11 protein-coding genes are annotated in these 13,318 nt (G+C 41.7%); 5 read left to right on the forward strand and 6 right to left on the reverse strand.

All coding sequences use genetic code 11. The features are described from left to right. Positions 1–95: 95 nt before the first annotated feature. Positions 96–251 (reverse strand): hypothetical protein, encoded by a 156-nt coding sequence (locus tag NG22_RS17805; RefSeq protein ID WP_157600980.1) that lies wholly within the window; start codon positions 249–251, stop codon positions 96–98. A gap of 65 nt (positions 252–316) precedes the next feature. Further along, complete coding sequence (locus tag NG22_RS09725) at positions 317–2,134, reverse strand: toxin-antitoxin system YwqK family antitoxin (protein ID WP_172674363.1); 1,818 nt, start codon at positions 2,132–2,134, stop codon at positions 317–319. A 164-nt stretch (positions 2,135–2,298) separates the two neighbouring features. On the opposite strand from NG22_RS09725, the gene NG22_RS09730 reads away from it, so the two are divergent. Beyond that, positions 2,299–2,664, forward strand: coding sequence for a CoA-binding protein (locus NG22_RS09730; RefSeq protein WP_053405565.1), 366 nt, complete (start codon positions 2,299–2,301; stop codon positions 2,662–2,664). 182 nt (positions 2,665–2,846) lie between these two features. Here the strand turns inward: NG22_RS09730 and NG22_RS09735 are convergent, their stop codons facing one another. Further along, the gene (locus tag NG22_RS09735) at positions 2,847–3,980 is read right to left on the reverse strand and encodes a site-2 protease family protein (protein WP_053405566.1); all 1,134 of its coding nucleotides are present in this window, start codon (positions 3,978–3,980) and stop codon (positions 2,847–2,849) included. 9 nt (positions 3,981–3,989) lie between these two features. Next, positions 3,990–4,625 (reverse strand): HAD family phosphatase, encoded by a 636-nt coding sequence (locus NG22_RS09740; protein WP_053405567.1) that lies wholly within the window; start codon positions 4,623–4,625, stop codon positions 3,990–3,992. A 215-nt stretch (positions 4,626–4,840) separates the two neighbouring features. On the opposite strand from NG22_RS09740, the gene NG22_RS09745 reads away from it, so the two are divergent. Then, a complete protein-coding gene (locus NG22_RS09745) occupies positions 4,841–6,157 on the forward strand; it encodes a uracil-xanthine permease family protein (RefSeq protein WP_053405568.1) in 1,317 nt (438 codons plus the stop codon). Positions 6,158–6,501: 344 nt separating this feature from the next. Beyond that, positions 6,502–7,302 carry a polyphosphate kinase 2 gene (gene ppk2, locus NG22_RS09750; RefSeq protein WP_053405569.1) on the forward strand — a complete coding sequence of 267 codons (801 nt, stop codon included), beginning with the start codon at positions 6,502–6,504 and terminating at the stop codon, positions 7,300–7,302. Positions 7,303–7,337: 35 nt separating this feature from the next. On the opposite strand, the gene topA is transcribed toward ppk2, so the two are convergent. Further along, entirely contained in the window at positions 7,338–9,806 is a 2,469-nt protein-coding gene (gene topA, locus NG22_RS09755) for a type I DNA topoisomerase (protein WP_053405570.1), read from the reverse strand. Positions 9,807–10,603: 797 nt separating this feature from the next. Between topA and NG22_RS09760 the strand changes: the two genes are divergently transcribed. Both NG22_RS09760 and NG22_RS09765 read left to right on the forward strand, forming a co-directional pair. Then, on the forward strand, positions 10,604–11,095 hold the full coding sequence (locus tag NG22_RS09760) for a histidine phosphatase family protein (RefSeq protein ID WP_053405571.1): 492 nt from the start codon (positions 10,604–10,606) through the stop codon (positions 11,093–11,095). A gap of 244 nt (positions 11,096–11,339) precedes the next feature. Then, a complete protein-coding gene (locus NG22_RS09765) occupies positions 11,340–11,939 on the forward strand; it encodes a hypothetical protein (RefSeq protein ID WP_053405572.1) in 600 nt (199 codons plus the stop codon). Positions 11,940–11,986: 47 nt separating this feature from the next. Here the strand turns inward: NG22_RS09765 and sucC are convergent, their stop codons facing one another. After that, positions 11,987–13,177 (reverse strand): ADP-forming succinate--CoA ligase subunit beta, encoded by a 1,191-nt coding sequence (sucC, locus tag NG22_RS09770; RefSeq protein WP_053405573.1) that lies wholly within the window; start codon positions 13,175–13,177, stop codon positions 11,987–11,989. Between the last annotated feature and the right edge of the window lie 141 nt (positions 13,178–13,318).

Below are 13,318 nucleotides of genomic sequence, written 5' to 3' on the forward strand. Positions count from 1 at the left end.
TTCTCCCAGGTCAGTAATGTATACAAAAGCCAAATACTCCTGATCCATCCACTTTTTTTCAACCGGACCTTCATAAGTCTCTCGATACCCTACAATTAAGTAAGTCTTTTCTGGAACACATCCCGAAAGTGAATGGCTTGTCCTAATACTAAATGCGGATCCACCGGGGCTTGATCATTCTCAATGATAAAAGAAGGTGTTACCAATACAATAACCAGTAATATGACCCCGGCGATTAAAAACTTCTTCATATGGAAAGTTTCTTTGATTTACAATGCTTTAACTCAAGCATAACTCAAAACTAGGTACATGTATTCTAAAACACAAAACCCAGATCCACCCCGAAGCGAAAGGTTATGGGGAAATATTGATCAGTTATATCACTAAAATACTGCTCAAAGTCCGCTGATTCGTCATAATTGCGAGAAATGAATCGTGGCCCTACCCCAACACCCATGTACCAATCCAGTGAAAAACGCACGCCTGAACGATACTTATTTGCCGGACCGTTTGGTTCAAAGATAATCCGGTCTCCTACCAACAAGCTATATTGAAGCCGTTGCTCCAGCACCTGAAGCTCTAAAGTTTGCCCGGAAGGAATTCGCCCATTAGTGGTATGTGTGATTTCATGGTATTTAATCTCATGAGCGAAATATAGCATCCCGTACTTTTTCCTGGGCTGATAAAACTTTTGGCGAATACCAATGGCATAACCCAGTCCATTCACTACGCCTTCTTTTTCCTCATGCTGCCCGTAAAATGGGTCTCGCTCCAGGCTTACGGTGACCTGAATCCCCATTCGTTCCTGAATATAATACTCCAAACTAATCGGTAACTCTCCTACCAGCGTGTTTATAGGACTTGCTGAAAGAATAAATCCCCTAAACTCGTTCAATCGGGGTAGAAAATACCGGGAACCTTTTTTCTTATACCGATAATCCGGCTTTAGGCCTACGCGGGGCATAGGCGGCTCCTCCATGGAATCCTCCACCTTATCGAGGGTAACGGCGATCAATTCTCCTTCCTCTCCTTTGGGATGATAATAGCCCGCCACCGCCGCATCCTGATCATAAAGTACCCAAACGCCGGTTTTTAAACCATTTACCAGCATCCCACTCAATCTCAGGGCGCCATTTTGATAATATTCGTTATACCGGCCTTCCCCGTTTTTATAATGACAGGAGGCTTTCACCTTGCCCTCTTCATCATAATATTCCCATATCCCTTCAAACTGACCTCCGACCAACTGCCCTTTGGCAGTGATGTTTCCCTTCTTGTTTTTTCCCACAAACTGACCATGACCTCCACTATAAATGGCGGTTCCATAAAAAGCACCATCGGGTTGTCGAAAAGACCAGCTCCCCTCCCTTTCCCCATGAATAAAGGCACCATTACTTCTGACAATGCCATTATCGAAATATTCTTTCCATCCCCCACTCTTTTCCCCATTTTCATAATCTCCCTCTGCCGCCAAAAAGCCATTTGAATCATACTGCTGCCAGAGTCCTTCCTTTAAATCCCCATCATATTTTCCCTGCTCGGCCACCTTCCCATTTTGATGATATAATGTCCAAAAGCCAGTTCTTTTCCCCTGGAAATGCTGCCCTTCTCCTTTCAGACTCCCATTTTCATAAAAGTCCCTGAAACTACCATAAGCACGGCTAAAGTCTATTTCGGATTTCTTTTTGCCATTCTCATAAAAAAATTTCCACTGTCCCTGTCGTTTATTTTTCAAAAAACTGCCGCTTGCCTTTAATTCACCACTCTCATGAAAAAAAAGCCACTCTCCCTCTCGTTCGTCTCCTTTTAGTTCGCCCTGCATTTTGGGTTTGCCGGAAGGGTAAAAATACTGCCACAAACCGGCATTAACCCGGTTAATTATCTCTCCTTGCATTTTGATTTGCCCATTCTCATAATAGTACTTCCAAAACCCCACTGGTTCATTATTGAAATACTTCCCTTCGGCAGCTGGCATGCCATTTTTATAAAAAAACTGGTAGTTTCCCTCAATAATATTTTCATTCCCCTTTTTGAGTTCGTACCGCTCCATCACCTTTGATTCGGCCTCATCATAATAAGTAGTAATGACTTTTTGGGCACAGAGCGTACCGGGCATGATTAGCATTATGGCCATGCCCCAGAGAAAGCAAAAGATATGTCGGAATTCAGACATCAAAGCAGCAAAAATTATAGCACCGTCTTAAAATAAAAAAAATAAAAGTAATTTCAGGAAATACTGTAATATTCGAAAGGTAATCTATAACAAATACATTTTTTACATAAAAATAGTATAAAGTTATGAAAAAAACTGTGGTAATAGGCGCATCACCAAACCCCGGCAGATATAGCTATCTGGCCACCAGCATGTTGCGAGAAAGAGGAATAGAGACCTTTCCTCTTGGGATTAGAAAAGGAGAAATTAGTGGGATTGCCATTTTACCCTTACAACAGCCTCCCCTACTGGAAAACATTCACACCATTACCCTTTATCTCAATCCGAAGAATCAGGAAGATTATATTGATTTTATGCTTTCCCTGAAACCGGAGCGTGTCATTTTTAACCCGGGCACCGAAAATTATGCTTTTATGCAAAAGCTGGAAGAAAATGGAATAATGGCGCTGGAAGCTTGTACGCTCGTATTATTACAAACCAATCAATACTAGCGGCATGGAGCGGGTTTAAAAAGCGAGCATTTGAAGTATTGCAGAAGCGATATAGGATTATTTTGAGGAAATAGCATCGCTATTATGGAGAAATTAGCCAAAATCGCTTTCAATAATTCGAATTTGCAGCCGGATGGTGTGCTTTTAAACATGATCTTAATCCCGACTTCCCGCTCTTGACCTTAGCCAAACACCAACACCTGCGGCACAAAGCTGATAATAAAAATAACCATCGCTAACCAACCCAAAATTATCCGTTTTTTTCCCAGCGGCGCCGTATCGGTGGTAGGCGGATGATAGACGCCCAGAAATCGCCCTAAAACAAACATGAATACCAGCCAAACCGTGAAACCCTCAAAAGAGGGAAATAGCCATTTGGCGAAATACTGCATTGCGAAAATAATTACCGCATAAAACAGTCGCTCCTGCCGGTCATTCGTCATTTTATAAAAACACAAGTACAGAAAATAAAGGTATAGCGGACTGTAAATAATAATTTCCTGGGTGGAATCTCCGGGATTAATCAGCCCGATTCCTCCCAGAAACAATAAGCCCATAAACAAATATTTGGAAACAATACGATGCGCCTTATCCCCGATTAAACCATATAAAATATGTCCTCCATCCAGTTGCCCAATCGGTAAAAGATTGAGCGCCGTAAAAAAAAGCGCCAGGTAACCCGCAAACAATAAGGGATAATGAATCATTTCATGTGGATCCGGAATTTTAGTGGGATCAGCGACCAATACCTTTTCCATCAACATCATCAGTAAATTGCCCCCTACCCGAATAGGGGGATTGGCATTTTCATCGGCAGGGTCATAGGCATAAACATGTTGAGGATAATCTAATCCATATTGCTCGTATTCCGGATGAATCTGGTAAATAAATGTGGGGTCCGGAAGATGCGTATACCCATAAGTCAATACAAAAAGGCAAACGATAAAACCAGCCAGTGGCCCTGCAAGACCGATATCAAAATACTTTTTCCGGGAGTTGATTTTATCTTTAATCTGTATCAATGCACCAAAGGTGCCTAAACTCATCGTGAAAGAAAAAAACCATTGTGGAATGTAATAAGGCAAACTGGTATTCACCTTCAATTTACGTGCAACAAAATAATGCCCAAATTCATGAGCAGTTAAAATTCCCAGAAAAGGAATGGAATACCAAAAGCCCTGAAAAAATTCCTTTTTACTCAAAACCTCCTCCCCAAAAAACCAACTTTTGCCAAACATCCATTCTGCTCCGGCTAAAGTGGTGGTAATTAATGTAAGAATAAACAGGCCGAGATGAATTAGAATTTTTTTCTGCATGACAGACGATCAATAAGTAATGTTGTATTCTTTAAAAAACGAAAAATCTCCACTGTTGGGATTCATCTGCTCGACCTGAAAGCCCATTGACCTGGCGGTTGTACAGTTGGCTGGATTATCATCAATGAATAAAGTTTCCTCTGGCTTAATCCCCTCGGCTTGTATGACTGATTTAAATATGGCCGGATCTGGTTTTCTAAAGCCCATACGAGAGGAATAATAAACCCCATCCAGCAATTCAGGCAAACCACCAGGCACTCCATTCTCCCGGGCCAACTGCTGATTAAAACTCAGCACATGAAGTTCATTGGTATTACTAAGCAGTAGCAAACGGTGGTTTGGCTTTAATTTTTTCAGCATTTCAATGCGTTCCTGTGGAAAATCCAGCAAAACCTTATCCCAGGCCGCTGCTAAGGCCTGTGGCTGACCGACTACCCCTAACTCCTCTCCAAGTTTTGCCAAAAAGGTATCATTATCAATAGCGCCAATCTCATGCTGATTGAATAAGGTAGTTTCATAAATACGGGAGGACAACTCCTCCTCACTTTTTCCGGATAATTCACTAAAGGCGGCCACTGCTTTTTTTAAATCAATATTTAGCAACACTGCCCCCAGATCAAAAATAATTGTTCGAATGGTATTCATTGGGTCAAAATAATTTTCCGCAATAAAAAAAGCCTATTAAGAAAACACAAGAAAGGCCAAAAAAAATAAAATTCATAAATGTTAGGGGAGATAAGATTATAAATAACTAACCATCAATTGTCAATATTTACAGAAAAACGCAAAGGCTAACTTTTCTCATCCATTAGCTCAGCTACTAATGCTATCTTTGTGAAATTTTAATCAATCCTTTACCAATGAATCAAATAAACGGTCAACAAATTGTACTTGGCGTGCAATTTCTTTTTGTTGCTTTTGGAGCAACCGTTTTGGTACCCCTGCTAGTGGGAATTGATCCTGCTGTAGCGTTATTTACTGCCGGTACCGGAACCCTGCTTTTCCACCTGATTACTCAGAAGAAAGTCCCGGTATTTTTGGGCAGCAGCTTTGCATTTATTGCTCCCATTACCGCAAGTACCAAGCTGTACGGACTACCTGCTACTCTTTCAGGCTTAATTGCCGTAGGTATTCTTTATACCATTGTCTCCACCATTATTCGTTTCCGAGGCCTGAAACTCATTGAAAAACTTTTCCCTTCGGTAGTGGTGGGCCCTGTCATTATGGTCATTGGTTTATCTCTGGCCTCGGTTGGTGTGGATATGGCGAAACAGAACTGGCTTGTGGCCACAGTGGTTTTGATGGTAACTTTGTTGACTACCGTTTATGGAAAAGGCTTTTTCAAACTAATTCCCATTTTCACAGGATTGTTCGTCGGCTACCTCCTGTCGCTAAGTTTACATTTTCTTAATCCAACTCCATTTGTATTTGATTTACATGAACTCATCCCGGGACTTCAAGGACTTTTCCCCAACTTAAGCCCGATAAGTTTTCAAATTCCTCCCATCACTATTGATCTGGCTCAAATTTCCAACGCTAAATGGTTTGCCTTGCCAAAATTCACAACACCGGAATTCAACTGGAATGCCATCCTATTCATGCTACCAGTTGCTTTTGCGCCCATGATTGAACATATCGGAGATATGTATGCCGTGGGAGCGGTAGCAAAAAAGAACTTTGTAAAAGACCCCGGCTTGCATAAAACCCTTTTAGGTGATGGGGTAGCCACCGCATTAGCCGGATTCCTTGGGGGCCCGCCTAACACCACTTATTCAGAAGTTACCGGAGCGATCTCCTTAACAAAGGTTACCAATCCTGTCATTTTGAGAATTTCAGCCATCACTGCCATTGTTTTTTCATTAATCGGAAAAATCAGTGGATTCCTGAAGTCCATCCCCGCCCCTGTCTTGGGTGGAATTATGTTGTTACTGTTTGGAACCATTGCTTCAGTGGGGATCAATACGCTTACGGAATCTCATACTGATTTCAAAAAAACCAGAAATCAGGTCATTGTTTCCGTCATACTCACCATTGGGATTGGTGGAGCTGTACTAGAGTTCGGTGATTTTTCCCTATCCGGTATTGGGCTGGCCTCTATTGTGGGAGTTTTCCTTAATCTGGTATTACCGGATCACTCTCAACCACTTCCTCACAGTGAGGAAATGAATGATAAATAGCGGATTTAGAAATCTTTGATAAAGGGCAAGTCTTTAGGGGCTTGCCCTTTTTTATTGGAAACTTGTTAGTTAAGCTGAAGCCTTTTATCTTAAATAAGATTATTCATGCTAAAACCCTCGTATAGCAGCTCGGCGGGAAAATGACGGAATTGTTTCCTATTTCGAATTTTCCCCAAAGATATGGATGAATGTGAAAAAGCGGACCTACCCAAATTTGGGCTAATTGGAAATCGGAACAACCAATTTCAACAAACTAAAGTAGAGTCACTTACCACACTTACCTGAATCTGGTGGTGAATAATCCGGTTTAATTATCATTCCATCAAACAAAACCATGAACACTTATGTCTCAAAAAGTAGAAACCATCAAGCTTGACAAAAAAACATATGAGAAAGAACTGGAGCGCTTACAAATCGAATTAGTCAAACTCCAGAAATGGGTAAAAGAAAAAGGATTAAGAGTGGTGGTGATCTTTGAAGGGAGAGATGCCGCGGGGAAAGGAGGTGCGATCAAACGTATTCGAGAAAACCTGAGTCCACGCATTTGCAAAGTGGTGGCATTGGGAATTCCGACAGAAAGGGAAAAATCGCAATGGTATTTTCAACGATATGTCGCTCATTTACCTGCCGCTGGCGAAATCGTCCTATTTGACCGCAGCTGGTATAACCGTGCGGGCGTGGAATATGTGATGGGCTACTGCACGCAGACACAATACGAGGAATTCCTTAGAAGTTGTCCTTTGTTTGAAAGAATGCTCATTCGTTCAGGTACTATTCTTATCAAATACTGGTTTTCGGTAAGTGATGAAGAACAGGAAAAGCGTTTCGCTGAACGGATCAATACGCCAATGAAGCGATGGAAATTTAGTCCGATGGATATTAAATCACGGGAAAAATGGATGGAGTATTCCCAAGCCAAAGATCAGATGTTTGCCTATACCGATACCAAACAATCTCCCTGGTATGTAGTAGAGGCAGATCGCAAAAAAGCCGCCAGATTAAACTGCATTGCGCATTTGCTCTCTAAAATTGATTATGAGGAAATCCCTGATGAGAACATTGAACTGCCGGAAATAGACAGATCCAAAGGTTATATCCGCCCACCCAGAGAGGAACAAACCTACGTACCGGAATTATATGAATAAAAAAAATCCCCGCTGTGATCCGCGGGATTTTTAATTTATACTTTCTTAGCCGTAGTTGACGCTTTCTTTGTCGTCGTCTTTTTGGCGGTAGTGGTTTTCTTTGTGGTTGTCTTTTTTGCAGCAGTCTTCTTGGCCGGTGCTTTTTTGGCCGTAGTCTTCTTGGCGGTAGTGGTTTTAGCCGCAGCTTTTTTACCTTTTTCAGGGGTAGCCGCTTCCCACTCTAAGGCCTGTTCCCAGGTAATTTCAAGTGGTTTCTCTTTAAATTCCTTTGGAATCTTAACATTCTTTTTACCAAACTTGATGTAAGGACCCCAACGACCATTCAGCACCTGTACTTCAGTATCCTCATCAAAAGCTTTGATAAATTTCTCCCGGTCCGCCTTTCGCTTGGCTTCAATCAGCTCAATGGCAGTATCCAATTCTACCGAAAGGGGATCGTATTCTTTCCCTAAGGACACAAATTTACCATCATGACGAATATATGGACCAAAACGACCTATGGCCGCTACTACTTTTTTATCCTCATACATCCCCACATCACGAGGAAGTTTGAATAATTCCAATGCTTCTTCCAGGGTAATTTTTTCCAGATACTGCCCCTTTCTAAGACTGGCAAATTGAGGCTTCTCTGCCCCTTCTTCCTCTGAAGTTTCCCCTAACTGGACTAATGGCCCGAATCTACCCAATCGAGCGATCACCATTTTACCTGTTTTAGGGTCAATTCCTAATTCACGGGCGGAACTGATCTCCCGACGGTCAATTTGCTCAGCTTGTTCCACCTTCTGATGAAATCCGCCATAAAAGCCGCCAATCATCTCATCCCAATTTTGCTGGCCCTGAGCGATTTCATCAAATTCTTTCTCCACTTTTGCCGTGAAGGAGAAATCAACTACTGATGGAAAATACTCCACTAAGAAGTCATTCACCACCATCCCGATATCAGTGGGGTATAATTTATTCTTTTCAGCACCTGTAATTTCAACCTTATCAAAAGCCTTAAATTCAAATGCTGCATCCAATGTCAATTCGCGATAAGGACGCTCCACCCCGTCTCTTGGTTCTTTCACCACATAGTTTCGACGCTGCACCGTGGAAATAGTAGGCGCATAAGTGGAAGGACGACCAATGCCTTTTTCTTCCAGTTCCTTCACCAAAGAGGCTTCCGTAAATCTTGCCGGAGGACGTGTGAAGCCCTGACGCGCCACCATCTCATTCAGACGCAACACCTGGCCAATCGTCAATGGAGGCAACATATCCTTGGACTCTTCATTGTTCTCCTCGTCATCGGTAGACTCAATATAGACCTTAAGGAAACCTTCAAAAGTCACCACCTGACCGGTCGCATTCAACTCTTCCGGACGGCTGGAAATCCCGATTTTAGCGGTAGTTTTCTCAATTTCCGCCTGAGACATCTGAGAGGCAATAGCACGCTTCCAGATCAATTCATATAGCCGCTGCTCATCGCGCTCACCTGCTGACAATTTATGCAGCGCAAAATTCGTTGGGCGAATCGCTTCGTGAGCCTCCTGGGCAGAAGAATTTTTTGTAGTATATTTTCTGGTATTGGAATATTCCTCTCCATAAGCCGACACCACTTCTTTCGCTGCTGCCGCTAAAGCATCATCCGAAAGGTTTAGGGAGTCGGTACGCATATAGGTAATCTTACCGGCTTCATACAAGCGCTGTGCTACAGACATCGTTTTAGCAACCGAAAAACCCAATTTACGCGAGGCTTCCTGCTGTAAAGTGGAAGTGGTGAATGGAGGGGCCGGAGATTTTTTACTAGGCTTTTTCTCCAGATTATTAATCTTAAATTCAGCACCCTTACAATCATTTAGAAAAGCGTGCGCTTCGTCCTCGGTATTAAACCTACCCGGTAATTCCGCCTTTACTTCTTTTCCTCCTGGTAAATCGAAAACGGCTTTCACCTTAAAGAAAGAACTGACCTGATGGGCGTCAATCTCGCGCTCACGCTCCACGACCAGGCGAACCGCCACTGACTGTACTCGTCCGGCAGAAAGACCCGTCTTAATTTTTTTCCAAAGTACCGGTGACAGCTCAAAACCCACCAAGCGATCCAATACCCTTCTGGCCTGCTGCGCATTGACCAAATTCTCATCAATGGTTCTTGGATTGTTAATGGCTTTTACAATGGCATTCTTGGTGATCTCATGAAAAACGATCCGCTTCGTTCGAGCATCTTCCAGCTTTAAAGTCTCCTTTAAATGCCAGGAAATCGCCTCTCCCTCGCGGTCATCATCGGATGCGAGGTAAATAAGCTCCGCATCCTTAGCCAGTTTTTTCAAGTCCCGGATAACTTCCTTTTTATCCGGGCTTACTTCGTAGGTAGGTTTGAATCCATTATCAATATCAATGGCACCATTTCCTTTAGGCAAGTCTCTGACATGGCCAAAACTGGAAACCACCTTAAAATCCTCGCCCAAATAGCCTTCTATGGTTTTGGCCTTTGCCGGGGACTCCACTATCACCAAGTTCTTTTGCATCGTTGCTGCACGGGTTATATTAAAATGCCTGAATCAAGCGGCATCATAAACAAAAATAGAATATGCACTATTTATCGATTTAATTCAACTCAAAACGCCCTAATCTGGTTGTGCATATTTACAAACATAGCCTTAATTGATGGGGAAATTCAAATTTTTGAAAAAGAAAATTAATTTCGGACTTTTATCAGAAATCCTAAATCATCACCAAAATCCCTAAATTTGAAGTTTTGCTCCATAGTAAAATGATCGAAAAAAAGTGGTTTTCATCCTTTTAAAAACCTTTTTACAAAATAGGTCTATCTTCTAAAAAACAAAAAATTACATTTTTTGGCTTCCTCATTTAGACGGACTGTTTATTTAGCCCACATTTAACTTACTTTTGCTGGACAAAAGCCTTTATTGAGGCCTGAACGCTATATCGAAATTTGATAATTCCGGAAAATTAATGGTGCTATCCTTTGGAATTATCTCCTATCGCTGTAGCTATCCTTCAAATTTTCGTATCCAATTTCGGGTATTATTCGCGCTTCACCGGGATTATTCATGCTTAAATGCTCCTTTAGTTTCAAGGCGAAAAAAATGAAGGAATAGTTCCCTTTTCATTTTCCCCACGAAGCTGATGAATGTGGAGAAAGCAAGCATGTCCAAATTCGGGCTATTAATAAATCAATAAGTACAACTTAATTGAACTGAAAGAGAATCACTTAAATTAATCCGCTAAATTTAGCGGTGAGTAATTCAGGTTAACCACTCAATCCCTATTATTAAAATCTAAAAAAATTGATCTCAAAAAAATGAAGACTTTATTCCTTATCAGGCATGCAGAAGCAGTGGAAGGTGGATACCATGAACCCGACTTCGAGAGATTATTAACCCAGCACGGCGTATTTTCCGCCGTTAAAACCGCCGAACAGTTTAAACTTCAAAACTGGAATATTGATTTAATGCTCATTTCTCCCGCCCGAAGAACTGAAATGACGGCCAAGCTCATCAGTGAACAGCTTTCCTTACCTACCGAAAAGCTTTCCTACATTGAGGACCTGTACAATGGCACAGTAAGAACGTTAATGCGCGCTATTAACCAGGTCGATGCAACGGTCAATCACTTAGCCATTGTGGCTCACCATCCCGGAATCCCTTACCTGGCGGAAATGCTCACCGACCAAACCGTTGGCTATCTGCAACCAGCCGGGCTTATTAAAATAGATTTTGCGATTGAAAGCTGGGAAGAGGTCAGTCAGGGTCTGGGGACATTAAAAGCGGTCATTCAGGAAGAAAATTTTTAAAAATTTACAAACCTCACAAAATTGACTTTTATTGATATTTATTTCGATCATTCGAATACTTATTTACGCAAAATCGCCCTCTTGACCCTTATTCCTCTCCAAAATTACGGAGATTCAATTTGCGCAAAATATAACTATTATTATTTAAAACATGAACAATATGCTTTTTAGGTAATTTTAATCCCTTTTATAATTAAAAAATTCACATTATCCTTGAAGTGCAATACTTTTTACAAACAATTTTATGAGCACTTTAAGCAATTTTTTGGGACTTGATAAATTAAAGTCCGATCCGAAGGCATATGCCGCTGCCCTTTATTTATATGCAGTTGTTGGACTCACAGTAGTTTTCTTTTTAATTCATGCCTACTTTGGGCTATACCGGGTATTTCTTTACCTCAGCATCTTTCAGATATTGAATGTTTGGAGTCTGATCATGGTCTTAAAAGGCAAATCAACTGAGACAGCGATCAAACTACAAAGCTTTGGATTTATCATCAACCCCATATTCGTCACCCTGACACAAGGGGACCTTCTGAACTCAGGACTGGTGATTCTGTGGGGAATTTTATCCGTTTGTCAAATTGCCTTTTTTGTGGGTTGGGAAGCTTTTACCAAATGGGTAAGTGCTTATTTCGTCGCCTTCCTCACTTTACTGGCTTTTCAGGCAGCAGAAATCCCGACCATGCAGTGGTTTAATCCCATTTTTGGAAGTGAAGACATTCAGCAATTTATATTGAGAACAAAAGACCAAATATTACTTTGCTCCTGTACCATATTCGGTATGGCCTTATTGTTTACCATTATGATTGGTAGCACAAGAAGGCAATTGATCTGGGAATAAAAAAAGGCGTCTCATAGGACGCCTTTTTTTTCTTATTTATTTTCGGCTTAGGCCAAAGCTTCCTTTACACGCTCTGCCGCATCTTTCAAAATAATGGCTGAAGTTACCGATAGACCGGACTCCTCTATGATTTTGGCACCTTCTTCCGCATTGGTTCCCTGCAATCTCACGATAATTGGCACATTGATTTCTCCAATATTCTTGTACGCTTCCACCACACCGGAAGCCACACGGTCACAACGAACAATACCTCCAAAAATATTAATCAAAATCGCCTTTACATTAGGATCCTGAAGAATAATTCTGAAACCAGCCTCTACCGTTTGCGCATTTGCTCCACCTCCTACGTCCAGGAAGTTGGCGGGCTCACCACCGGATAATTTAATCATATCCATAGTCGCCATTGCCAAACCAGCACCATTCACCATACAACCCACGTTTCCATCAAGCTTCACATAGTTCAAGCCGGATTTTGAAGCCTCCACTTCCAATGGATCTTCTTCGGTCTCATCTCTTAAGGCAGGAAAATCCTTATGACGGTAAAGCGCATTATCATCCAGGTTAATCTTAGCATCCACAGCAATAATCTCATCATCTGAGGCTTTCAAAACGGGATTGATCTCTACCTGAGAGGCATCAATACCACGGTAAGCTGCATAAATCTGATTGATGAATTTCACCATATTTTTAAAAGCCTTTCCGGATAATCCCAACTCAAAGGCAATTTTTCTGGATTGGAAAGGCTGAAGACCAACCTTCGGGTCTACCCATTCCTTGATAATTTTCTCTGGTGTAGCCTCTGCCACTTCCTCGATATCCATCCCCCCTTCGGTGGAAGCCATGATCACATCACAACCTTTGGCACGATCTAGTAAAACAGAAAGATAAATCTCACTCAGCTCTCCCTCGCCCGGATAGTAAGAATCCTCACAAACGATCACCTTATTGACTTTTTTCCCTTCAGGACCCGTTTGTGGCGTCACCAGCTGCATACCGATAATATTATCGGACAACTGATACACTTCTTCCATATTCTTGGCAATTTTCACGCCGCCACCTTTTCCGCGACCTCCGGCATGAATTTGGGCTTTAATCACATATACTCCGGTATTGGTAAGTTCGGCTAACTGTTGAGCGGCTTCAACAGCTTTCTCAGGTGTTTCGGCCACAATTTGTGCCGGAATTTTAACACCATAGGATTTTAGCAATTCTTTTGCTTGATATTCGTGAATGTTCATCTTAATGTTCAGGTTATTGATTGTCTCTTTTACCGAAAGTAATTTTTTTGGAGAAAATTACCAAGGAATTGCACCCTAACAAAACAGGCTGCTTGATTAAAATTTTACTATGTTTGTGAATTGTTGCGGTAAATGTAGAGA

The sequence above is a fragment of the Persicobacter sp. CCB-QB2 genome (assembly GCF_001274635.1).
Lineage (GTDB): Bacteria > Bacteroidota > Bacteroidia > Cytophagales > Cyclobacteriaceae > Persicobacter > Persicobacter diffluens.

Excerpts from the sequence above, each read along its gene's own strand:
- NG22_RS09730 (WP_053405565.1), top strand. The coding sequence starts at position 2,299 with ATGAAAAAAACTGTGGTAATAGGCGCATCACCAAACCCCGGCAGATAT.
- NG22_RS17805 (WP_157600980.1), bottom strand. The coding sequence starts at position 251 with ATGAAGAAGTTTTTAATCGCCGGGGTCATATTACTGGTTATTGTATTG.
- NG22_RS09765 (WP_053405572.1), top strand. The coding sequence starts at position 11,340 with ATGAGCACTTTAAGCAATTTTTTGGGACTTGATAAATTAAAGTCCGAT.
- ppk2 (WP_053405569.1), top strand. The coding sequence starts at position 6,502 with ATGTCTCAAAAAGTAGAAACCATCAAGCTTGACAAAAAAACATATGAG.
- NG22_RS09740 (WP_053405567.1), bottom strand. The coding sequence starts at position 4,625 with ATGAATACCATTCGAACAATTATTTTTGATCTGGGGGCAGTGTTGCTA.
- topA (WP_053405570.1), bottom strand. The coding sequence starts at position 9,806 with ATGCAAAAGAACTTGGTGATAGTGGAGTCCCCGGCAAAGGCCAAAACC.
- NG22_RS09745 (WP_053405568.1), top strand. The coding sequence starts at position 4,841 with ATGAATCAAATAAACGGTCAACAAATTGTACTTGGCGTGCAATTTCTT.
- NG22_RS09735 (WP_053405566.1), bottom strand. The coding sequence starts at position 3,980 with ATGCAGAAAAAAATTCTAATTCATCTCGGCCTGTTTATTCTTACATTA.
- sucC (WP_053405573.1), bottom strand. The coding sequence starts at position 13,177 with ATGAACATTCACGAATATCAAGCAAAAGAATTGCTAAAATCCTATGGT.
- NG22_RS09725 (WP_172674363.1), bottom strand. The coding sequence starts at position 2,134 with ATGGCCATAATGCTAATCATGCCCGGTACGCTCTGTGCCCAAAAAGTC.
- NG22_RS09760 (WP_053405571.1), top strand. The coding sequence starts at position 10,604 with ATGAAGACTTTATTCCTTATCAGGCATGCAGAAGCAGTGGAAGGTGGA.